Source organism: Marinobacter subterrani (genome assembly GCF_001045555.1).
GTDB lineage: Bacteria > Pseudomonadota > Gammaproteobacteria > Pseudomonadales > Oleiphilaceae > Marinobacter > Marinobacter subterrani.
In genome coordinates, this window is record NZ_LFBU01000001.1 from 2,713,569 (window position 1) to 2,736,524 (window position 22,956).

The window sequence follows — 22,956 nt, forward strand, 5'->3', positions numbered from 1 at the left end:
AGCCCCGCAGGTTTCAGGAAGCATAAGGACGCCTTACAACACATAGTGGGTGCCATACCTGAAATTGCAACAGCGACACAGCACACCCACTATTTTCCTGTAACCTTTCGACCCGGGCGCCATCGAAACGTTCCCCACAGCACCTGGGGCCCGATAGGTGTTAACGGCCATTTTTACCGTAGGCGGATCTGTTACAATTCGGCGATTATACGTTCATGTCAGCGCATTCGCCGCTGACCTTTTGTTAATTGCACCGATAAAGAGATCCGATCATGAGTCTTTCACCGGAACAGCGCCGAGAATACCGGGCCATAGCCCACAATCTGAAGCCGGTCATCATCGTTGGTGATAAAGGCCTGTCCGAGGGGTTGCAGGAGGAACTGGAGCGCGCCCTGAACGATCACGAGCTGATCAAGATCAAGGTGGCGAGCACCGATCGCGACGCACGCCAGGAAGCCATCACGGCCCTCTGCGAAAGCTCCGGGGCGGACCTGGTCCAGACCATCGGCAAAATCGCCGTGATCCTGCGACGCGCCAAGAAGCCCAACCCGAAACTCTCCAACCTGCTGCGCCACAAGCATTGAGCGGGCGAGAACCCGAGTAAAAGCAAAAGCCGGCTGGGGCACTCCCGAGCCGGCTTTTCGCTTGAACATGGGGTCAGATGAAAGCTTTCATCTGACCCCGCCTTCACCATAACGCTTGATCAGACGTACTCCACTTCCTCAATCTCGTACTCCACGGTACCGGACGGTACGCGAATCGCGACCACGTCGCCCTCACTCTTGCCCACCAGGGCGCGGGCAATGGGAGATGAAATCGACAGCTTGCCGGCTTTGATGTCCGCTTCGTCCTCACCAACAATCTGGTAAACAACCTGTTCGTCGGTGTCCATGTTCAGAAGATGGACGGTGGTGCCGAAAATCACCTTGCCAGTGTTCTCCATGGTGGTGACATCAATCACCTGCGCGCCGGACAGCTTGCCTTCGATTTCCTGGATACGGCCCTCGATGAAGCTCTGCTGCTCACGGGCAGCATGGTACTCGGCGTTTTCTTTCAGATCGCCGTGCTCGCGGGCGTCGGCAATCGCGGAGATCACCCGCGGACGGTCTTCGGACTTCAGCTTCTGAAGTTCCTGGCGGAGGCGGGCTTCCCCCTCCCTGGTCATCGGTACTCTGTCAGCCATAGTCTCACTTTCCTGCGTGAAGATCCTGGAGGCGGCGTACAGTGCGCTCCGGGCCAAACTTGATAGCCCGGCAGAAGGCTTCGCCGCCTGCCAGAGTCGTGGTATAGGTTACCTTGGTCTGCAATGCCGACTGGCGGATCTGGGCCGAGTCGGAAATTGCCTTGCGACCCTCGGTGGTATTGATGATCAGCTGAACCTGGCCATTCTTGATGGCATCCACGATGTGCGGACGACCTTCGCGGACCTTGTTCACCCGGTCAACCTCGATTCCGGCCTCTTTCAGGGCCTTGGCCGTGCCGGTCGTGGCAACAACCTTGAACCCGGCTTCAACCAGATCACGGGCAACTTTCGCGGCGCCCGGCTTGTCGACATCCCGTACGGACATGAACGCCGTACCCTTGGCCGGGAGGCGCTCGCCAACCGCCAGGGCCGCCTTGGCAAAAGCCTCATCGAAGCTGTCACCCAGGCCCATGACCTCACCGGTGGACTTCATCTCAGGCCCCAGGATTGGATCCACCGCCGGGAACTTGTTGAACGGGAACACCGACTCCTTCACCGCGTAATAGCGGGGGATGATTTCCTGAGTGAACTCCAGCTCCTTCAGGGTCTTGCCTGCCATGACGCGAGCCGCCACTTTGGCAAGGGACACGCCAATAGCCTTGGAGACGAACGGCACGGTGCGGGACGCCCGCGGGTTCACTTCGATGACGTAGATCACGCCGTCCTGCCAGGCCAGTTGCACGTTCATAAGGCCGATGACGTCCAGCTCAATGGCCATCTTCTTGACCGCATCGCGCATCTCGTCCTGGACGTCTTTGGGCAGGCTGTAAGGCGGCAGCGAACAAGCGGAGTCACCTGAGTGCACGCCGGCCTGCTCAATATGCTGCATGATGCCACCAATGACCACGTCGGTGCCGTCGGAGATGGCGTCGATGTCCACCTCAATGGCGGCGTTCAGGAAGTGGTCCAGCAGCACCGGGCTGTCATTGGACACCAGCACCGCGTTGCGCATGTAGCGCACCAGTTCTTCCTCGTCGTATACGATTTCCATGGCCCGGCCGCCCAGTACATAGGAAGGACGCACCACCAGCGGGTAGCCGATTTCGCGGGCTGCCAGGATGCCTTCCTCGTGGCTGCGCACGGTGGCGTTCTCCGGCTGCTTCAGGCCCAGGCGGGTAATCATCTGCTGGAACCGCTCACGGTCCTCGGCACGGTCGATCGCGTCCGGGCTGGTGCCGATGATGGGCACGCCGGCCGCTTCCAGGCCGCGGGCCAGTTTCAGCGGGGTCTGGCCGCCGTACTGGACAATCACACCCTTGGGTTTCTCGACGTGGATGATTTCCAGCACGTCTTCCAGGGTGATCGGCTCGAAGTACAACCGGTCGGAGGTGTCGTAGTCCGTGGACACAGTCTCCGGGTTGCAGTTGATCATGATGGTTTCATAGCCGTCCTCACGCATGGCCAGGGCCGCGTGCACACAGCAGTAATCGAACTCAATGCCCTGACCAATCCGGTTGGGCCCGCCACCTATGACCACGATTTTCTCGCGGTCGCTGACATCTGCCTCGCACTCTTCCTCATAGGTGGAATACATGTAGGCCGTGTCGGAGGCAAATTCGGCGGCGCAGGTGTCCACACGCTTGTACACCGGGCGGATGCCCAGGTCGTGGCGGAGCTTACGCAGGCTCACTTCAGAAAGGCCCAGCAATTTTGCCAGACGGCCGTCCGAGAAGCCCTTGCGTTTGAGCCGGAACAGGGCGGCCTGATCGATATCGGCCTTGCCCGCTGATTTCAGGGCCTGCTCCTCTTTGATCAGATCTTCGATCTGGACCAGGTACCAGGGATCAACGTGAGTATTGGCGAAGACCTCTTCAACGGTCATGCCGGCACGGAAGGCGTCGCCGATGTACCAGAGCCGTTCCGCGCCTGGCACGTTCAGCTCCTGGGTGAGGGTTTCCTGCCCGTCAGTCGTGGCCAGGTCCACCTTTTCTTCAAAGCCTTCGGAGCCTACCTCAAGGCCACGCATGGCTTTTTGCAGGGATTCCTGGAAGGTCCGGCCGATGGCCATGACCTCACCCACGGATTTCATCTGGGTAGTCAGGCGGGCGTCGGCCTGAGGGAACTTCTCGAAGGTGAACCGGGGAATCTTGGTGACCACGTAGTCGATGGACGGTTCGAACGAGGCCGGGGTGACACCGCCGGTGATTTCGTTGCGCAGCTCATCCAGGGTGTAGCCCACGGCCAGCTTGGCGGCGACCTTGGCGATCGGGAAGCCAGTGGCCTTGGAGGCCAGGGCGGAGGAGCGGGACACCCGCGGGTTCATCTCGATGACCACCATGCGGCCGGTGTCCGGGTTGATGCCGAACTGGACGTTGGAGCCGCCGGTTTCCACACCGATCTCACGCAGCACCGCCAGGGAGGCGTTGCGCATGATCTGGTATTCCTTGTCGGTGAGGGTCTGGGCCGGGGCAACGGTGATGGAGTCACCGGTGTGCACGCCCATGGCATCAAAGTTCTCGATGGCACAGACGATGATGCAGTTGTCGTTGCGGTCCCGGACAACTTCCATCTCGTACTCTTTCCAGCCGATCAGGGACTCGTCGATCAGCAACTCGTTGGTGGGCGACAGGTCCAGGCCACGGGTACAGATTTCTTCGAATTCGTCGCGGTTGTAGGCGATACCGCCGCCGGAGCCGCCCATGGTGAAGGACGGACGGATGATGCACGGGAAGCCGATGTCATCGGCGACTTTCCAGGCTTCTTCCATGGAGTGGGCGATGGTGGCCCGGGGGCACTCCAGGCCGATTTTCTTCATGGCCTTGTCGAAGCGGTCCCGGTCTTCGGCCTTGTCAATGGTGTCGGCGTTGGCACCGATCATTTCCACGCCGTGTTTTTCCAGGATGCCGTGGTGTTCCAGGTCCAGGGCGCAGTTCAGTGCGGTCTGGCCGCCCATGGTCGGCAGCAAGGCGTCCGGCTGTTCCTTCTCGATGATCTTTTCAACGGTCTTCCAGGTGATCGGCTCGATGTAGGTGGCGTCAGCCATCGCCGGGTCGGTCATGATGGTGGCCGGGTTGGAATTAACCAGGATCACCCGGTAACCCTCTTCGCGCAGCGCCTTGCAGGCCTGGGCCCCGGAATAGTCGAATTCGCACGCCTGCCCGATCACAATGGGGCCGGCGCCCAGGATCAGGATGCTCTTGATGTCGGTACGTTTTGGCATGTCTTGGTAAACCTGTCAGCAACTTTTGAATTCTGGCAGCGCAATGCGCGGCGCCCGTGAGTCGTGCATGCGATCAGCCTCAGGCCGATCGCGCCTCCATCAGGCGGATAAACTCGTCAAACAGGGGAGCCACGTCATGGGGGCCAGGGCTGGCCTCCGGGTGGCCCTGGAAGCTGTAGGCCGGCTTGTCGGTCCGGCGGATGCCCTGCAGCGTGCCGTCAAACAAGGACTTGTGCGTCGCCTCAACGTTTGCGGGCAGTGTTGCCTCATCCACAGCAAAGCCGTGGTTCTGGCTAGTAATCATTACTGTGCCCCTGGCAATGTCCTGCACCGGGTGGTTAGCGCCGTGATGGCCGTGGCCCATTTTCATGGTTTTGGCACCACTGGCCAGGGCCAGCAACTGGTGGCCAAGGCAGATACCGAATACCGGGATCTCGGTTTCCAGAACTTCCTGGATGGCGGTGATGGCATAGTCGCAGGGCTCGGGGTCACCCGGGCCATTGGACAGGAAAACTCCGTCCGGATTCATCGCCAGCACGTCGGAAGCCGGGGTCTGCGCCGGCACTACCGTAATATCACAGCCCCGGGAGGCAAGCATGCGCAAAATGTTGAACTTGACACCGTAATCCCAGGCGACAACCTTGAAGCGGGCTTGCTGGCGCTCGCCATAACCTTCGCCCAGGATCCACTCGGTTTCGCTCCAGGACCAGACCTTGTCTGAGGTCACCTCTTTGGCTAGATCCATGCCTTTCAGCCCCGGAAAGGCTTTGGCCAGCTCCAGGGCCCGCTCGGCGCTGGCGTTCTCGCCGGCAACGATGGCGCCGTTCTGGGAGCCCTTATCGCGAAGGATCCGAGTCAGGCGCCGGGTGTCAATGTCCGCAATTCCAACAATGTTGTTGCTTCGCAGGTAGTCGTCCAGGCTTCCCTTGCTGCGCCAGTTGCTCGCCATCAGCGGCAGATCGCGGATGATCAGGCCGGCAGCCTGCACGCGGTCTGATTCGATGTCTTCTTCGTTCACTCCGGTATTGCCGATGTGCGGATACGTCAGGGTGACGATCTGGCGGGCGTAGGACGGGTCGGTCAGGATTTCCTGGTAGCCGGTCATGGCGGTGTTGAACACCACCTCACCGCTGGTTTCGCCGTCAGCACCAATGGCGCTGCCGTAGAACAGGCTTCCGTCTGCGAGTGCAAGGATTGCTGGTGTGCTCAAGGCTTGTATCCTCATCGAGTGGCGTATCGGTTCGTCACGAACAGGAACGCAAGCGCAAATTCAGGTTGCAAAAAAGCGAGACGGAGTCTTGGCTCGGTCCCGCTTTCTTATAAACTTTTTAATAGGTACGCTTGGTGCAGTTAAACCGCCTTATTGTAGGAAATTTGGCGCTTTGTGTCCACGGGAAATACCGTCGACTCTGTGCGCTAATGAAACACCGGCGGGGGTTGGGGTTCCTTTTCCGGAAAACGCTACGAGCACATCCATGTGCGCTTGGCTTCGGCCATCCATGGCCTCAGACATTCCCGGAAAAGGAACCCCAACCCCCGCCTTAGAGGATGGCGTCAGGCACTTGGGTCGGAGCACCCCACTTCAGCATGTAGGTCGGATTAGAGGCACCAGCCTCGTAATCCGACACCGCCCCTCACTTAAGATCAAGAACATCCTGCATATCATAAAGCCCCGCAGGCTTATCCTTCAGCCACAACGCCGCCCGCATGGCACCCTTGGCAAAGGTCATCCGGCTGCTGGCCTTGTGGGTCACTTCGATACGCTCACCCTCGGTGGCGAACAGGACGGTGTGATCGCCCACCACGTCACCGGCACGGATGGTTTCAAATCCGATTTCCTTGCGTGTGCGCTCGCCGGTAAAGCCTTCACGGCCATAGACAGCACACTCTTTCAGGTCGCGACCGAGGGCATCGGCGACGACTTCACCCATGCGCAGGGCGGTGCCGGAGGGCGCGTCTTTCTTGTGGCGATGGTGGGCTTCGATGATTTCCACGTCGTAGTCGTCACCCAGCGTCGCGGCGGCCGTGCGCAGCAGGTTGAGGACGACGTTGACGCCTACGCTCATGTTGGGCGCGAACACCACCGGGGTGGATTCGGCGGCCAGGGCCAGTTGCTGTTTCTCGGCGTCGGACATGCCGGTGGTGCCGATCACAAGCATCTTGCCATTGGCTTTGCAGAATTCGGCGTTTTCCAGGGTCAGGTCCGGGAAGGTGAAATCGATAAGGACATCGAAATCACCCTTCACATCGGCCAGGCTGCCGGCCATTTTTACGCCGGTTTTGCCGATGCCGGTCATTTCGCCAGCATCGGCGCCGATCAGGCTACTGCCCGGCTCGACGACGGCAGCTCCCAGCTCCAGGCCCTCGGTACCGTCCACCGCTTCGATCAGGACTTTCCCCATGCGCCCGGCGGCGCCGATGATTGCTACCCTCATGCTCGCATTCCTTTTTTCGGGCCGATCAGAATTTCATTTCGTCGAAGAAGCTTTTGACGCCTTCAAACCAGGAGGTTTTCTTCGGGCCATGCTCTGTGCCGTTGCTGCCATCCAGAGTTTTCTGGAATTCTTCCAGCAGTTCTTTCTGGCGCTTGGTAAGATTCACCGGTGTTTCCACGACTACACGACACAACAAATCACCCGCCGGCCCACCACGAACCGGGCTGACACCCTTGTTGCGCAGGCGGAAGAGTTTGCCGGTCTGGGTTTCCGGTGGAATCTTCAGCTTCACGCGGCCATCCAGTGTCGGGACCTCCAGCTCACCACCCAGGGAAGCATCAACGATGCTGATGGGCACTTCGCAATAGAGGTTACGACCATCGCGGGTAAAAATGGAGTGCTCACGCACGGCGATCTGCACGTACAGGTCTCCGGGAGGCCCGCCATCAACGCCCATTTCGCCTTCACCGGAAAGCCGGATGCGATCGCCGGTGTCCACGCCGGGCGGCACTTTAACGGAAAGGGTTTTCTCTTCCTGAACCCGGCCCTGGCCATGGCAGGCCTGGCAGGGGTTCTTGATGATCTGACCAGAACCACGGCAGGTCGGGCATGCCTGCTGCACGGTAAAGAACCCCTGCTGCATACGCACCTGCCCCATGCCTTTACAGGTACCGCAGGTCTCCGGGCGGGATCCTTTTTCCGCGCCACTGCCATCACAGACTTCACATTCGCGATGTCCGGGAATCTTGATCTGGACGGTTTTGCCCTTGACGGCTTCTTCCAGATCCAGCTCCAGGGTGTAACGCAGATCAGCGCCACGGGTGCTTCGGCCACGGCCGCCACCACCAAAAATGTCGCCAAACACATCGCCAAAGATGTCGGAGAAGCTGGCTCCGCCGCCCCCGAAACCACCACCGGCCTGGCCATCCACGCCGGCATGACCAAACTGGTCGTAGGCCGCCCGCTTGGACTGGTCTGCCAGTATTTCGTAGGCTTCGCTGGCCTCTTTGAACTTGTTCTCGGCGTCCGTGTCGTCCGGGTTACGGTCGGGGTGGTACTTCATCGCAAGCTTTCGATAGGCTCGCTTGATTTCCTTCTCGTCCGCATCCCGGGAAATTCCGAGAATTTCGTAATAATCGCGCTTGGCCATGCTTTAAAACCCTGTTTTTAAACGCGGAAAACGCGGGGAGTTCCCCGCGTTTTCCAACTGCCTGATGTACGTCAGATTTATCGCTTGTCGTCGTCTTTCACTTCTTCAAACTCGGCATCCACTGCATCGTCAGCCTGCTTCGCCTGAGCATCGTCCTGCCCACCGGCCTGCTGCGCCTGATCAGCCTGATCTGCATACATCTTCTGGGCCAGCTCGGAAGAGACTTCCGTCAGCTTCTGGGTCTTGGCCTCAATATCTTCCTTGTTGGAGCCTTCCAGAGCTTCCTCCAGCTCTTTGATGGACGCTTCAATTGACTCTTTCTCACTGGCACTGACCTTGTCGCCGGCATCTTTCAGGGTCTTGCGAACGGCGTGTACCATCGCATCGCCCTGGTTCCGCACCTGAACCAGCTCCTCGAACTTGCGATCCTCCTCGGCGTTGGCCTCGGCATCGCGCACCATCTTCTCGATTTCGTCATCGTTGAGGCCGGACGAGGCCTTGATCACAATGGACTGTTCCTTGCCGGTGGCCTTGTCTTTCGCGGACACGTTCAGGATGCCGTTGGCATCGATGTCAAAGGTGACTTCGATCTGCGGCACACCGCGCTGGGCCGGCGGAATGTCAGCCAGGTCAAAACGGCCCAGTGACTTGTTCTGGGCAGCCTGCTTGCGCTCACCCTGAACCACGTGAATGGTGACCGCTGTCTGGTTGTCATCCGCCGTGGAGAAGGTCTGCGACTTCTTGGTCGGGATCGTGGTGTTCTTCTCGATCAACGGTGTTGCCACGCCGCCCATGGTTTCGATACCCAGGGTCAGCGGGGTTACGTCCAGCAGCAAAACGTCTTTCACATCGCCAGACAGCACGGCCGCCTGGATGGCAGCGCCCACGGCAACGGCTTCGTCCGGGTTAACGTCCTTGCGGGCTTCTTTGCCGAAGAACTCTTTGACCTTCTCCTGCACCAGCGGCATACGGGTCTGACCACCGACCAGGATAACCTCGTCGATTTCCGACGTTTTCATGCCGGCATCCTGCAGGGCCACTTTACACGGCTCAAGGCTGCGCTGGACCAGGTCTTCCACCAGGGATTCCAGCTTGGCCCGGGTCAGCTTCACGTTCATGTGCTTGGGACCGGACGCATCCGCCGTGATGTAAGGCAGGTTCACGTCGGTCTGCTGGCTGCTGGACAGCTCGATCTTGGCCTTCTCACCGGCTTCCTTCAGGCGCTGCATGGCCAGGGAATCGCCACGCAGGTCGATACCGCTGTCCTTCTTGAACTGGTCTGCCAGGAACTCGATGATTTTCAGGTCGAAGTCCTCACCACCCAGGAAGGTGTCGCCGTTGGTGGCCAGCACCTCAAACTGGTGCTCGCCGTCCACATCGGCAATTTCGATGATGGACAGGTCGAAGGTACCACCACCCAGATCATACACGGCTACCGTGCGGTCACCGCTCTTCTTGTCCAGGCCATAGGCCAGGGCTGCGGCGGTGGGCTCGTTGATGATGCGCTTCACTTCCAGACCGGCGATGCGGCCGGCGTCCTTGGTGGCCTGGCGCTGGCTGTCGTTAAAGTAGGCAGGCACGGTGATGACCGCTTCAGTCACTTTCTCGCCCAGGTAATCTTCTGCAGTCTTCTTCATTTTCTTGAGAACTTCTGCAGACACCTGCGGCGGCGCCATCTTCTGGCCTTTCACTTCCACCCAGGCGTCACCGTTGTCCGCCTTGGCGATCTTGTAAGGCACCATCTTGATGTCTTTCTGAACCACGTCGTCTTCAAAGCGACGGCCAATCAGACGCTTGATGGCGTACAGGGTGTTGTTCGGGTTGGTCACCGCCTGACGCTTGGCTGACTGGCCAACCAGGGTCTCGCCATCGTCAGTGTAGGCGATGATGGAAGGCGTGGTGCGATCGCCTTCGGCGTTTTCAATAACCTTGACCTTGTCGCCATCCATGATGGCTACACAGGAGTTGGTCGTTCCCAGATCGATACCGATAATCTTGCTCATTGAGTCACTCCGATTCTTCTGAATGCTTTACCGGAGGCCCGGCCTCCGCTGTCGCTATTTACTGGCTATATTGGCGCTTTAATCGGCTTTTCAAGCCTGCTCATCAATTTTTGGTGCATCTTCGGCCTTGGCAACCATCACCATGGCCGGCCGAACCACACGACCATTCAGCAGATAGCCCTTCTGAACCACGGCAACCACACTGTTAGGCTCGGCATCTGGGGCCGGCACCATGGACATGGCTTCGTGCTGCTGGGGATCGAAGGGTTCGCCCACAGGGTCAAGTTGCTCAACGTTGAATTTTTTCAGGCTGGACATGAACAGGCCCAGCGTCATTTCCACACCCTCGCGGATGGACGCCACCAGCTCGCCGGAATCACCCTTGCCTTCGGTACTTTCAACCGCTTTTTCCAGGCTGTCGGCAACCGGCAACAACTCCTTGACGAACTTTTCCAGGGCAAACTTGTGGGCTTTTTCGACATCAATCTCAGCCCGGCGACGCACATTCTGCATCTCGGCCTGGGAGCGAAGCATCTGCTCCTGGAATTCCTGAACCTTTGCTTTCAGAGCATCCACCTCGGAGAGCTCGCCCTCGCCAGACTCCTGATCGGCGGACTGGGCCTCCTCTTTGGCAGCCTCGAGGGCTTCGTTCAGTTCCTCGTGCTCGTTGCGGTTCTCGTCAGTGCTCATGGCTACTCCTGCTTGGTCTTCAGCGGCCTTTTTCGGTGGCCGGTTGAACGTGGGCTCCGGCCGCAGCGTGCCGGAATAATGTCATTGCGAACGGATATGGGGCCCCGCACGCAGGTTTCAACCATCGGTGCCTGCATTCCTGAATAAAATCACATTGCCGGGTTTGCAAACCGGTAAAACCCTGTATATATTCACAGCACCTGTATGCATTCACAGTGTTGAGTGGCGTCAAAACCACTCGCCCGGTTTCAGAAAGTCGCGGAGGTTATCTGCATGCTCAATCAGCTAACGGTTTCCAATTACGCCATCGCCGAACGGGTGGAACTCCAGTTCGGCAAAGGTATGACGGCACTGACCGGCGAGACCGGCGCCGGCAAATCCATCGTGCTGGACGCCCTCGGCCTGGCCCTGGGCGGTCGCGCCGATGCCGGCGCGGTGCGCCACGGAGCCAAGCGCGCCGACATCACCGCCACGTTTGATGTCGCCAGCATCCCCGAGGCAACCGAGTGGCTGGCAGAGCACGAGCTGGATGACGAGAATGACTGCATCCTTCGCCGTGTTATCAGCAAGGACGGGCGCTCCCGCGCCTATATCAACGGCCAGCCCTGCCCACTGAATCACCTCAGGGAACTCGGCGGCCTGCTGATGGACATTCACAGCCAGCACCAGCATCAGTCCCTTCTGCGCAAGGAAACCCATCGCAAGCTGGTGGACGAATTTGCCGGTGTCGAGGCACTGGCTACTGACACCCGGGAGGCGTGGAAGGCCTGGAACCGGATTCGACAGCGCCTGACCGAGCGGCAGCAAAACGCCGATGAAGCCGAAGCCAAGCTTCAGTTGCTGCGCTACCAGGTGGAAGAACTGGAACGACTGGCACTGGCGACGGGCGAGCACGAACAACTGGAACAGGAGCAGGCACAGCTGAGCCAGGCAGACACCGTTCTGCATAACAGCCACCAGGCTGCGCTGCTATGCACCGAAGACGAGACCAGCGCCGCCGATATGATCCGACAGGCACTACAACAGCTCGAACAGTTGCCGGTAGACGTGCCAGCGCTGGCCGACACCATCCAGATGCTGAAAGAAGCCCAGATCCAGATTACCGAAGCCGGCGACAACCTGCGCCACTTTGTAGAGGATTACGAGGCCGATCCCGCCAGGCTGGCAGACGTTGAAGAACGGCTGAGCGCCATCTACCAGATGGCCCGCAAGCACAGGGTTACCCCGGAAGAGCTGCCCGAGCTGCATCAGCGCCTGAGCGCCGAGCTGGCGGAACTGGACGGCGGCGAGGGCAGCCTGGAGCAGCTGGAAGCCGACCTGGCGAGCCAGCGCGGCCGATTCGATGAACTGGCCGGCCAACTCTCACAGGCTCGCGCCAGTGCGGCCGCCGAGCTTGACCAGCGCGTGGCAGTAGAACTTGCGCAGTTGAGCATGCCCAACATGCAATTCATAACCCACCTGAACCGCAATACCGGTGAAGAGCCGGCGGCCCATGGCCTGGAAGACATCGAGTTTCTGGTCAGCGCCAACCCCGGGCAACCGGCACGGCCACTGGCCAAGGTGGCCTCCGGCGGCGAGCTGTCACGCATCAGCCTGGCGATTCAGGTGGTGGTTGCCCAGACCTCAACCACACCGACGCTGGTCTTTGATGAAGTGGATGTCGGCATCGGCGGCGGCACGGCGGAAGTGGTTGGCCGGCTGCTGCGCACACTGGGAAGCAATGGCCAGGTGCTTTGTGTTACCCACCTGCCTCAGGTGGCCGCGCAGTGTCATCAGCACCTCTTCGTCAGTAAATTCACCGAACGGGACGCTACCTTCTCGAAAATCGAGGCGCTGGACGATCAGGGACGTATCAGTGAAGTGGCGAGAATGCTCGGGGGCGTCGACATGACCGACCACACGATCGCCCATGCCCGAGAAATGTTTTCAAAGGGGCAGGCAACCCACCACTGACCCGGAAAGAAGAAACCACTACCCCTCTCGATCCTGAGAGCTGTTGGGGCGGGTTCAAACACCCGCCCCTTTTTTTGGCAGGTGTTGCCAGGGCAGGACTCAGGACTTGATGGGTTTGACGTACAGAATCAGGCTGTGATCCACGATTTCGTAACCGTGCTCCTGCGCAATCTTCTTCTGGCGCTCTTCTATTACTTCATCAAAGAACTCGATCACCTCACCGGTCTGGGTGCAAACCATGTGATCGTGGTGATCATCACCGGCCATTTCGAAAACAGCATGACCGCCTTCAAAATTGTGGCGCAAGACCAGCCCCGCCGCCTCAAACTGAGTCAGTACCCGGTAGACCGTCGCCAGCCCCACGTCATCGCCCTGTTCCAGGAGCTTCTTGTACACATCTTCGGCACTCAGATGATGCTCCTCAGCCGTCTCCAATATATTGAAGATTTTCACTCTCGGCAGAGTCACTTTCAGACCGACTTTACGTAATTCGGCGTTTTCAGACGACATGCTACTATTCACCCTTTGGTGTGCCTCACGGCTTCCGGTATGATGAAGCCGCCTTTGAACGGTTGACCCGTATCACACCTGCCCCTGGCAGGCGATTTCAAGATAGAGGATTTCCCCCGGCGATGCAAAAGCTCACAGCAGTCATTCTCACTCTCGTTCTTTCCGGTTGCGTTTTCCCGGGCGTCTACAAGATCAACGTCCAGCAGGGGAACATCGTTACCGAAGAGGATCTGTCACAGCTTGCCGAGGGGATGTCCCGCAGCCAGGTGCACGCCATCATGGGAACACCGCTGATGCTGAATCCCGTAGATCTCTCCCGGGAATATTATGTCTACACATTTCAGCGGGGCGGCGGCGACATCAAGGAACAGCGAATCATTGTTTACTACGATGGCGACCAATACGCCCATTATGAGGCCAAGCTACTTGAAGAAACCCCGGCTTACTGAAGTCAGGCTTTTTTCTTTGCCCGGTTCAGCCTTGCCTGCTTGGGATCTATCTTGAGCGGCCGATACAGCTCCACCCGGTCACCCTGGCGGAGCTCGTGGGCCGAAGGGTCCTTGATCACCTTCCCGAAGACACCCATATCCGTCGCGTCCAGATCCAGCTCCGGAAACACATCCACGATACCCGAGAGTCTGGCGGCTTCCAGCGCCGTCGTCCCTTCCGGAACCGTTACCGGGACAATCTGCTGTTTGTCCGGGCGCGCGTAGGCCACTTCAACCTCCATCATGCACCCTCCTTCTGATAAAGCTGATCCGCCCGACGGCAGAAGGCATCCACCATGGTCGTCGCCGCCTGGTTAAACACCGGCCCGAAGGTCATCCGGGACAGGGAGCCTGAAAACTCGAATTCAAGCGAGAGGATGACCTTACAGGCGCTGTCATTCAGGGGCTTGAAATACCAGCGACCGGTCAGGTTCCGGAACGGGCCGTCCACCAGGTTCATCTCGATGGCCTCGGGCATTGACAACTGATTCCGTGTGGTCAGCCTGTGCCGCATACCGCCCTTGGCGATTTCAATAGATGCAGTGATCTGATGAGCCCCCTGCTCATGAATCTCTGCCCCGGCACACCAAGGAAGGAACTCGGGATAGCGGGCGATATCGTTCACCAGGTGGAACATTCGCTCTGCAGAGTGCATTACCAAAGCTGTCTTGTCGATCTGTTGGGGCATTTGAACCGGTTGTCCTGCATGCAAAAGCGCTTGAAAAAGTTGCAGACGTCTGGCGAGGAGTACAGCCTGACTCACACGCTATGATAAAGGATATCGTCGTCTTTTTGGGCTTTTTCCCCCGCCCCCTCTGTATTGCCATCCTCCCTTGGCGGCAACGGCGCGGCAGCCGGCGCGGTTTTGCGGACTGCGGATTCGGCACCGGGCGATGTCGCCGGAGCCTCTGCGGCTTCCGGCTTTTCCGCGGCCGGTGCCCGACCGCCGGAAAGCAGGGTTCCCGGCTGGTCGCACCACACCGCCGTGCTGCCGGTGTCACAGAGATTGGCCAGCGAAAACGCCGTATACTGCACACCAATCCAGGCAACCACCAGCGGCAGCACAAGCCGCATCACCCAGAACCAGATTCCGGAGAATAATCTCGGAGCCGCACCCAGCATTCTCCCGGCAAGGTGCCGGGTCAGGCACCAGCCGGTAAACAGCGCAATCAGTATGGCGACCAGCGGAATCAGGAAGCCACCGGTCACCAGCTCCAGCCACCGGAACATGGTGGCACCGCCAAAACGCTCCTGCGCCAAAAGATTGAACGACAACAGCGACGCCAACCCGGCCAGCCATACCGCCAGGCCAATCAGCACTACCGACAAGGCCCGCGGCGCCCCGGTCCATTCACGGAACCAGCCGACAATCGGTTCAAGCAGGTTCAGCGATGTGGTCCAAACCACCAGCACCACCAGCAGGAATACGGCGGCGATCACAAACTGGCTTGCCGGTAGCTGGGCCAGGGTCACGGGCATGGACACAAACAGCAGGCTGAATCCGCGCTCGCCATCAAAGCTGTTGCCATCCGTGGCGATGGCGAAAATCATCAGGCCGGCGAGAATCGCCACCAGAGTATCCATCAGAACAACGGCCAGAATCGAGCGCTTCAGCCGGGTGTCGGGCGCGGCGTAGGCGCCCAGGGCCGCCCAGACCCCCATGCCCAGCCCGAGCGTGAAAAATGCGTGGAACAATGCCGCTTTGAGGCTTGCCCAGGTGAAATCGTCAGGGTGCATGGCCAGGATGTGTCCGGCCGCATTGTCGATACGTCCCTGCCATGCCGCCAGGGCAAATAGCGCCAGCATCAAGACCAGGGTGCCAGGCACCACCACACGCAGCGACCGTTCAAGGCCTTTTACAACCCCCTGGGCCGATACCCAGATCACCAGCACCAGGAAAAAAATATGCCAGCCCATAAACACCCGGTACTGACCAGGGTCTGAAACCAGCCCTGCCAGGATCGCCGTCGCCTCCGGGGCTCCCGCTCCGGAGAACCGCCCCAGGGCCCCAAAGAAGATATAAGCCAGAGCGATCGCCCCGAACACCGCGGTAAACGACAGAACCAGGAAGGCGGCAAGAATGCTCAGCCGGCCTACGGCCATCCAGGCGCGGGACCGTTTGGCACTGCGGATCAGCCCATCCATCGCCAGCACGATGCCGTGCCGGGCATAGCGCCCAATAACCGCCTCGGTGATCATCAACGGCAGGGTGACCAGCAACAGACACGCCAGGTACAGCACAATGAACAGGCCGCCACCGTGCAGGCTGGCCAGATAAGGAAACTGCCACAGGTTTGCCAGGCCAACGGTAGCGCCCACCGCGGCCCAGAAGAACGTTGATTTTCGGGTAAAGGACCCGATATGTGTCTGATACGGCGTAGGCATTCGCGACCCTGAATCTGTCTGGCCCCGTATTGTAGCCGATGGATCCGGTCGCGCACGAACCGCCGGACATCGCCGTTGCGATTTCGTGACCGGCCCGGCACTCCTGGGCTACAATGCGTCTTTTTCCGGCTCAGAGGCCGGCCCGTTCATTCGTCCGACCCCGGATTCACTGATTCATGAGCAAGAAAAAACCCGGAACGCCGAGCAGTACGATTGCGCTTAACAAAAAGGCGAAACACGAGTATCACATCGAGGACCGCTTCGAGGCAGGCCTTGCCCTGTTGGGCTGGGAAGTAAAATCCCTGCGTGCCGGCAAGGCCCAGCTTGTGGACGCCTATGTACTCCTCAAGGACGGCGAAGCCTGGTTGCTCGGCTCCCACATCACGCCCCTGATCGCCGCCTCCACCCATGTGATTGCCGATCCGACCCGGACCCGTAAGCTCCTGTTGCACGCAAAAGAAATTGCCAAGATTGTAGGCAAGGTAAACCAGGCGGGCTATACCTGTATTCCACTGGCACTGTACTGGAAAAACAACAAGGTGAAGTGCGAGATTGCCCTGGTAAAAGGCAAGAAGCAGTTCGACAAGCGCGCCACCGAGAAGGAGCGGGACTGGAACCGCCAGAAACAGCGTATCTTGCGCGACACCAATCTGTGATCGCGCCGTCGCCTCGGCCGTTTATTCACTGCCTCCCGATCACCTTTCCGCAATAACCAGCGAATACCTGACGCCGGTCATGGGCGGCGCCAACCGGTGTGTCGCATACTCACTCTCTTTGCTCAAATTATCAACAGGCCTATACTCGGGAGTCCCGGTGCATGGCAAAGGGAGCGCTTATGTCACCCAAACAGATACCCATGTCCGCTGTTGATCGCGCGTGGCTACGGATGGACACGCCGGAAAATCCCATGATGATCTGCGGGATACTGGCCCTTGATCGCCCCATCTCCATCAACCGCCTGAAACGGACACTGGAAGAGCGGTTCCTGTGTTTCGACCGCTTCCGCCAGCGGGTGGTAGACCACGGCGACAAGGCCTACTGGCAAGAGGACCCGCTGTTCCACCTGGATAACCACCTGCATCAGATCGCCCTGCCGGGCAAGGCCGACAAGGCCGAACTGCAGAGGCTGGCCAGTGACCTTAACAGTACCTCCCTGGATTTCCGCCGGCCGCTCTGGCAGATGCATTACGTCGACAACTACGAGGGCGGCAGTGCCCTGGTGGTGCGCATTCATCATTGCATTGCCGACGGAATCTCGCTGGTGCGGGTCATGCTCTCGCTCACCGACAAAACACCGGAGGTCAAGCTCAAGCGGGTCTCCTCCAAACCGCAAGCCAGGCGTAAACCCGCCTCCACGCTTCAGAGTGCGCTGCACCGGCTGGTCGACAGCGCCCAGGTGGCAAGGGACCAGGCCCGGCTGTTCATTCAGTCGGCACGCAAAGAGCCCAACTACCCGATCAAGCTCGCCGCTACGGCCGGCAGCGTTGCCATGGACCTGCTCAAACTCGGCCTGGCGCCCTTCGAGCCGAAAACCGGCCTGAAAAGCCCGCTCTCCGGCCGCAAGCAGGTTTCCTGGGGCGAGCCGCTGGATCTCGACGAAGTGAAGGCCTGCGCCAAAGCCCTGGGCGGCACCATTAACGACGCCCTGCTCTGCGCCACCACGGGCGCACTGCAGCGGCATTTTGCGGCCCACAACGAAACCATTCCGGAATGCGGCATCCGGGTGGCGGTGCCATTCAACCTGCGCCCGCTCAACCAGCCCATTGAAACCCTCGGCAACCAGTTCGGCATGGTTCTGGTGACACTCCCCGTGGAGGTGCAGGACCCGATCATGTGTTTCCGGCAGGTGCAGGAGAACATGAACCGGCTCAAACGCTCCTACCAGGCCCAGGTAACCTATAGCCTGCTTGACCTGTTCGGCCGTGGCCCCGATATCCTGGAACGTCGCGCCCTGGACCTGCTCAGCAACAAGGCCTCCGCGGTACTGACCAATGTGCCGGGCCCCAGGAATGCACTTTACCTGGCGGGCAGCAAGCTGACCCAACCCATGTTCTGGGTTCCCCAGAGCGGCACCATCGGCATTGGCATCAGCATTTTCAGCTATGCCGGCACCGTACAGTTCGGAATTACCGTTGATAAGGCCATCCATGCTGACCCGCAGGCCGTGATGGACTACTTCAGGGAAAGCTTCCAGGCCCTGAGCCACGCGGCCCTGGCCGGCAGGCACGGCGGCCATGAACGCAAGGCTGGCTAGGCCGGTAGGTACATCTACCGGCCCCGGAGCACAAAACAGCAACAAACAACCCTTGAAGTCCGGCGAACCGGACACATATACTGAACCTGAGGGGACGACATGGCTTCGACGCTGGTGGCGATCCCTTGAGTGCATGTCGAGATGGCAGCGAATCTCGTTAATCCAAAGCTGCAACGCAATAGTCGCAAACGACGAAAACTACGCACTAGCAGCGTAAGCTGCTAGTCGTCCTGACCGGGTCGCCCGTAGCCCGGAAGCAACATCTCAGGACGTCATCGCTTACGGGATGCTCCGTTATCCAGAGTTCACTGGCTAACGGCTAAGATTCAAAGAACTCGGTTCTTGCACCCTGGCTCTCGGGTCGCTTGAACTTAAATCAATAGAGAGACGCTAAACATGTAGACCTCAAGGCTGAGTACTGGCGGACGCGGGTTCAATTCCCGCCGTCTCCACCAATCAAGAGTTTCAGGGGGTCCAACGAGACCCACTAGAACACCCCAAAGCCCCGGAAACGGGGCTTTTTTATGCCCATCGAGTCCATACTCATCCACTGGCTTCCAAGCAAGTATGTGGGTAACATTGCGGGTAACACCACTTTTCCAGATCTCGTTACCCACAAACTGGACAGTCATGGCTCGCCAAACCAACAAGCTAACCGCTAATGAAGTGAAAAATGCCAAGGGTTCCGGCAAGGTACGAAAGCTGGCGGACGGGGGCGGCCTGACATTGGTTATCAAAGGCGAGTCCAAGTACTGGTGGCTGCGATACCGCTTTGCGGGCAAAGAGAAGACACTATCACTGGGAGGTTACCCGCAGATCTCTCTCGCAGCCGCACGCCAGGCGCGGGATGATGCCTTGGTATTACTCCGACAGGATATTGATCCCAGCGCCCACAAACAGCGAGAGTCCACGCAACGCGTATCCGACGGCGAAAACACCTTCCGCACGCTCTGTGAAGACTGGTACCAACAAAAGCATTCTGTAGAGGTAACAGAGTCGCACGCGGTGCGGAACTGGCGCAGACTAGAGATCTACACCTTTCCGCGACTAGCCAGACGCCCAATCCGCTCCATTCAACCGGCAGACATACTGCAGGTCCTGGATGGAATCGTACGAAAAGGCAATATTGAAACTGCGCACAGGGTCAAAACCCTAATCAGCTTGGTTTTCCGGTATGCCGTGGCAACCTCAAGGGTCGACTCAGACGTTACCAGAGACCTGACCGGCTACCTTCCGACAACCCAAGTGAAACATCAGCACGCCCTAGTTCGTCCTGGCGAAGTTGCTCAACTCCTCAGAGATATCCACGCATATCAGGGACACTTTGCGACTTCCGCCGCCTTGAAACTTGCTCCCCTGGTATTTACTCGCCCAGGTGATACAAGGCAGATGCTTTGGGAACAGGTTGACTTTGATAAGGCTCAGTGGGAGCTGCCGACAACGAAGAACGGAGCGCCATTAATCGTACCCTTATCGCATCAAGCGATTAAAATATTGAGAGAAGTAGAGCCGGTAACTCGGCACCGAAGCCCGTATGTCTTTCCAAATGCAAGGGATGCCAAACGACCAATGAGCAACGTCGCAATCAAGGCCGCCCTGGACAGGATGGGATATGGAGGAAAAATGACCGCCCATGGATTCAGAGCCATGGCCCGAACACTGCTCCAAGAGGAGCTAAAATTCCCTGTACACCTTATAGAAATGCAGCTAGGCCATCGCGTTGCCGACATGCATGGGCGAGCCTACAACAGGACCGAGTTCATCAATGATCGATGTGAAATGATGCAAGCATGGGCCGACTATCTGGAGCTGCTCGTTTCCAGAGCGCCCTGAGCCTCTTTTCTTTTTATTTCTTCAGTTACCAGAAACTCGACATATTCTCCCATTTTGACCCCCTTATCTTTCGCTAACTCTTTAATTTGTTCCTTTATCATCGGGTCAACATTGAGGTTACACTGAACCTTTCTAGCTACAGCCTTTTTGTTCTTTTTGTCCCACTTTGACTTGAGGTCTTTTAAGAACAGTTTTTTAAACTGTAATGGAAGACCCGACCTATCCAAAGCGTTAACGGCTATCAGGAAACGATCCTCACTGGAAACAGGGGACGGCAAATTAAGAGAAACCCACGAACCAATATCGCTTTGGAGCACCGCCTCGACCACCCATCTGCACTGCTCGTCATCGCTCTTGCGAATCCAGTCCAACGCGGGATCAATTTCGATATTTGAAGACCATTCGCGACGAAGTTGCGACATGACCCATTGCTTTATTCCGACAGGTGCATCTCCTAAATCAAACGTAAGCATCACCTGATCTGGATAGCTCAAAACAGATTGATTAAACGGCGGCGCATTCACCCCAAGCTGCTGGCCGTAACGCGAAAGCGCTTCGATGATCCAGTGTTTCAGCCTTTCATTGCGGGGCTGTATCCAGCTGAATTCGGACGCAGCCAGCTGTCGAGAGAAGCACTCGTTTCGGTATTCACGCAATGTACCCACAGTCTCATGATCGGAATCGTGAAGATGCTTTATTACGTGCCTCGCTCTGCTTTCCTCATCACCTACGAAATCTGCATTAAACTTGTACCCTTCTACGGTAAGCCTACACCAAAGCCAAAGCATCTCCCTGTCTTTAAACCCCTCCAGACCTACCGGCCTAATATCCTCCCAATCTCGCGTCACTCCCATACTTAGCAACCTACTGTATTTTATTGCACATCAAATGTGTATCGTTAACCTAGCGAAATTATATTTACAATATACCAGAATAATAGGTCTATATAGTGCAATAGTAGTATTTTTATAGGTACTAATTTCTGTCGTTGATCCCCGCAAGCAGCCAGATTATGGTCATATTTCGTTACTCTTCTGCCTCAGAGAAACGCCAAATCGTCGAGGCCAGGCCCCAAAATCAAATCTGAGAGGTTTCAGACTCTATTTCCCCGACGCAGCCATACAGGCCGGGCGTAAAATCCGTCGGCGTTGCTATCGAAAGAAATAACCGCTGACGAACGTCACCAAGTTCATCCACAGCCTCAGGCGATGTAATTGGTTACAGGATTGGACGATCTTCTGAAACACAACCAGGAGATCGAATCATGCGCATACTCAGGCTGAAAGCAGTAATTCACAAGACAGGTTTAACGCGCTCAACCATCACCCGCTTGATTGCCGATGACAGCTTCCCTCCTTCGCGTCAGATTGGAAGAAGGTCAATTGGATGGGTCGAATCGGACATCAATGAATGGCTCCTGGAAAGGATTGAGGAACGAGATATTGCAAACGGCGGGGTCTGTTCCAATGAGTCCTTCAATCCGTCGCAGGATCAAGACATCACAATCCTTAGGCTAAGTCAGGTGATACACGTTACCAGCCTAGCCCGTTCAACAATCTACAAGCTCATGTCATCAGGGCTATTCCCCAAGCCCATTTCGCTCAGTGAAAGAACAGTCGGCTGGGTGGAGGCAGAGGTAGATCAGTGGATTGACTCCCTTACGGATGGCTGTAGATTCCGCCATCAAATAGCCCAGTACTGAATGTCCAACCCCAGCAACGCTCCTCTTATTATTTAATACATAGACAACAACTCTGGATCTGCACGCCACTTTAGTTCTACTCAATTCAACAAAAAATCACCGGCGTTCTTCTGCAGAACCAACCTCTACAGGCGAATCCAACGCCCAGCCAGACGATAAATCACATATCCCACCAAATGGAGACCGAGGATATGCATAAGCCGGAGCACGAAGCCGCCCACCTTGAAAACAGGAGCGAGCTTAAAGCATCGAGCGTAATAGTGGCACAACACTTCCTCGCCGACGACGCCACAAAGAAGGATGGAAAGAAGATTCTTGATTGCGCTCACCACCTGAGATCACGGTCCAATAACGGATACGATGCTCAAATCGACACGTGGTACTGCAAACATCCTCAGTGTCCGACATGCCAATCACGCAGAGCGCTTCGATGTTGCAGTAAGATGCACCAGTTATGTGACCAGAACCCCACGCTGACGACTGGTAAGTGGATTTTCCTGACACTAACCGTCCGTAACTGTTTCGTCGAGGAGCTGCGAACAACCATTGCAGCAATGAACCGAGCGTTTGGCAGACTCAAGCAGCGAGCGTTCTGGAAGCAACACGTATATGGGGGTATCAAATTTATGGAAGTGACACCCGGAAGGAGCGATGTGGATATGGCGCACCCGCACTTCCACTGCCTGCTGCGGATAACCCCGTCAATGTATGAAGGCAATAATTACATTTCGATGAAGCGCTGGGCCCGGGAGTGGCAACAGGCACTCCAAGTTAGTTACACTCCAGTGGTTGATTGCAAGCGGCTAAGCGGAGTCGGGGACGATTTGCGACGTCAGATCGTGAGTTACACACGATATTCCATGAAGCCGCATAAGCCCACAAGGAACCGCTTCTGGTTCATGCGAGTGGCATTTGAAACAAAGGACCTTCACCGCTTCCAGCCCTTCGGCCAAATTAAGGTTCTGCTTGCTCAGTGCAAGAAAGAGCGATCCCTGACTTCCCCAGATGAAGCGAAGGACACCGCAATCCGCGCCACCGAATCGATTTGGACGTGGGACGCATGGAGCGGCAAGTATCGATTAAGAGGCGAGTAAACCCCGGGGAGCGGCTCCTTCTCCGGCACCCCCCTAGAAAGAGCCGCGGGACCCAA

Annotated in this window: 20 protein-coding genes and 1 other RNA gene; 9 read left to right on the top strand and 12 right to left on the bottom strand. The window is 57.8% G+C overall.

Going from position 1 to position 22,956, the window contains the following annotated elements:
- Positions 1 to 272: 272 nt before the first annotated feature.
- Complete coding sequence (locus tag msub_RS12660) at positions 273 to 584, top strand: YhbY family RNA-binding protein (protein WP_048496350.1); 312 nt, start codon at positions 273 to 275, stop codon at positions 582 to 584.
- Between the two features lie 119 nt (positions 585 to 703).
- Here the strand turns inward: msub_RS12660 and greA are convergent, their stop codons facing one another.
- The 7 genes from greA to grpE form a co-directional block, all read right to left on the bottom strand.
- Positions 704 to 1,183: a transcription elongation factor GreA gene (gene greA, locus msub_RS12665; protein ID WP_082146486.1), complete on the bottom strand. Its 480-nt coding sequence runs from the start codon at positions 1,181 to 1,183 to the stop codon at positions 704 to 706.
- 4 nt (positions 1,184 to 1,187) lie between these two features.
- Entirely contained in the window at positions 1,188 to 4,403 is a 3,216-nt protein-coding gene (carB, locus tag msub_RS12670; RefSeq protein ID WP_048496352.1) for a carbamoyl-phosphate synthase large subunit, read from the bottom strand.
- Between the two features lie 79 nt (positions 4,404 to 4,482).
- Positions 4,483 to 5,613, bottom strand: a complete 1,131-nt coding sequence (carA, locus tag msub_RS12675) for a glutamine-hydrolyzing carbamoyl-phosphate synthase small subunit (protein WP_227506722.1) — start codon at positions 5,611 to 5,613, stop codon at positions 4,483 to 4,485.
- Positions 5,614 to 6,037: 424 nt separating this feature from the next.
- Entirely contained in the window at positions 6,038 to 6,838 is an 801-nt protein-coding gene (gene dapB, locus msub_RS12680; protein ID WP_048496354.1) for a 4-hydroxy-tetrahydrodipicolinate reductase, read from the bottom strand.
- A gap of 25 nt (positions 6,839 to 6,863) precedes the next feature.
- The gene (dnaJ, locus tag msub_RS12685; RefSeq protein ID WP_048496355.1) at positions 6,864 to 7,988 is read right to left on the bottom strand and encodes a molecular chaperone DnaJ; all 1,125 of its coding nucleotides are present in this window, start codon (positions 7,986 to 7,988) and stop codon (positions 6,864 to 6,866) included.
- 77 nt (positions 7,989 to 8,065) lie between these two features.
- Positions 8,066 to 9,991 (bottom strand): molecular chaperone DnaK, encoded by a 1,926-nt coding sequence (dnaK, locus tag msub_RS12690; RefSeq protein WP_048496356.1) that lies wholly within the window; start codon positions 9,989 to 9,991, stop codon positions 8,066 to 8,068.
- A gap of 90 nt (positions 9,992 to 10,081) precedes the next feature.
- Complete coding sequence (gene grpE / locus msub_RS12695) at positions 10,082 to 10,681, bottom strand: nucleotide exchange factor GrpE (RefSeq protein WP_048496357.1); 600 nt, start codon at positions 10,679 to 10,681, stop codon at positions 10,082 to 10,084.
- 273 nt (positions 10,682 to 10,954) lie between these two features.
- On the opposite strand from grpE, the gene recN reads away from it, so the two are divergent.
- Complete coding sequence (recN, locus tag msub_RS12700; protein ID WP_048496358.1) at positions 10,955 to 12,634, top strand: DNA repair protein RecN; 1,680 nt, start codon at positions 10,955 to 10,957, stop codon at positions 12,632 to 12,634.
- Positions 12,635 to 12,733: 99 nt separating this feature from the next.
- On the opposite strand, the gene fur is transcribed toward recN, so the two are convergent.
- The gene (gene fur / locus msub_RS12705) at positions 12,734 to 13,144 is read right to left on the bottom strand and encodes a ferric iron uptake transcriptional regulator (RefSeq protein ID WP_048496359.1); all 411 of its coding nucleotides are present in this window, start codon (positions 13,142 to 13,144) and stop codon (positions 12,734 to 12,736) included.
- Positions 13,145 to 13,266: 122 nt separating this feature from the next.
- Between fur and msub_RS12710 the strand changes: the two genes are divergently transcribed.
- Positions 13,267 to 13,593, top strand: a complete 327-nt coding sequence (locus msub_RS12710; protein WP_048496360.1) for an outer membrane protein assembly factor BamE — start codon at positions 13,267 to 13,269, stop codon at positions 13,591 to 13,593.
- Positions 13,594 to 13,595: 2 nt separating this feature from the next.
- Here the strand turns inward: msub_RS12710 and msub_RS12715 are convergent, their stop codons facing one another.
- From msub_RS12715 to msub_RS12725, 3 genes are all read right to left on the bottom strand, one after another.
- Complete coding sequence (locus msub_RS12715) at positions 13,596 to 13,874, bottom strand: RnfH family protein (RefSeq protein ID WP_048497107.1); 279 nt, start codon at positions 13,872 to 13,874, stop codon at positions 13,596 to 13,598.
- On the bottom strand, positions 13,874 to 14,320 hold the full coding sequence (locus tag msub_RS12720; RefSeq protein WP_048496361.1) for a type II toxin-antitoxin system RatA family toxin: 447 nt from the start codon (positions 14,318 to 14,320) through the stop codon (positions 13,874 to 13,876). The genes msub_RS12715 and msub_RS12720 overlap by 1 nt, the downstream gene beginning before the upstream one ends.
- 71 nt (positions 14,321 to 14,391) lie before the next feature.
- Positions 14,392 to 16,017: a sodium-dependent transporter gene (locus msub_RS12725; protein ID WP_048496362.1), complete on the bottom strand. Its 1,626-nt coding sequence runs from the start codon at positions 16,015 to 16,017 to the stop codon at positions 14,392 to 14,394.
- A gap of 176 nt (positions 16,018 to 16,193) precedes the next feature.
- On the opposite strand from msub_RS12725, the gene smpB reads away from it, so the two are divergent.
- The 4 genes from smpB (at position 16,194) to msub_RS12740 (ending at position 20,104) form a co-directional block, all read left to right on the top strand.
- Positions 16,194 to 16,673, top strand: a complete 480-nt coding sequence (smpB, locus tag msub_RS12730) for an SsrA-binding protein SmpB (RefSeq protein WP_048496363.1) — start codon at positions 16,194 to 16,196, stop codon at positions 16,671 to 16,673.
- A 179-nt stretch (positions 16,674 to 16,852) separates the two neighbouring features.
- Positions 16,853 to 18,271, top strand: coding sequence for a WS/DGAT/MGAT family O-acyltransferase (locus msub_RS12735; protein WP_048496364.1), 1,419 nt, complete (start codon positions 16,853 to 16,855; stop codon positions 18,269 to 18,271).
- Between the two features lie 90 nt (positions 18,272 to 18,361).
- Positions 18,362 to 18,726, top strand: a transfer-messenger RNA (tmRNA) gene (gene ssrA / locus msub_RS21185).
- Positions 18,727 to 18,901: 175 nt separating this feature from the next.
- Positions 18,902 to 20,104, top strand: a complete 1,203-nt coding sequence (locus msub_RS12740) for a tyrosine-type recombinase/integrase (protein ID WP_048496365.1) — start codon at positions 18,902 to 18,904, stop codon at positions 20,102 to 20,104.
- On the opposite strand, the gene msub_RS12745 is transcribed toward msub_RS12740, so the two are convergent.
- The gene (locus msub_RS12745; RefSeq protein WP_048496366.1) at positions 20,071 to 20,958 is read right to left on the bottom strand and encodes a hypothetical protein; all 888 of its coding nucleotides are present in this window, start codon (positions 20,956 to 20,958) and stop codon (positions 20,071 to 20,073) included. The two genes, msub_RS12740 and msub_RS12745, sit on opposite strands and share 34 nt — an antisense overlap.
- Before the next feature lie 410 nt (positions 20,959 to 21,368).
- On the opposite strand from msub_RS12745, the gene msub_RS22565 reads away from it, so the two are divergent.
- Positions 21,369 to 21,806 (top strand): helix-turn-helix transcriptional regulator, encoded by a 438-nt coding sequence (locus msub_RS22565; protein WP_406564696.1) that lies wholly within the window; start codon positions 21,369 to 21,371, stop codon positions 21,804 to 21,806.
- A 191-nt stretch (positions 21,807 to 21,997) separates the two neighbouring features.
- Positions 21,998 to 22,900 (top strand): protein rep, encoded by a 903-nt coding sequence (locus msub_RS12755; protein WP_197083834.1) that lies wholly within the window; start codon positions 21,998 to 22,000, stop codon positions 22,898 to 22,900.
- The last annotated feature ends 56 nt before the right edge of the window (positions 22,901 to 22,956 follow it).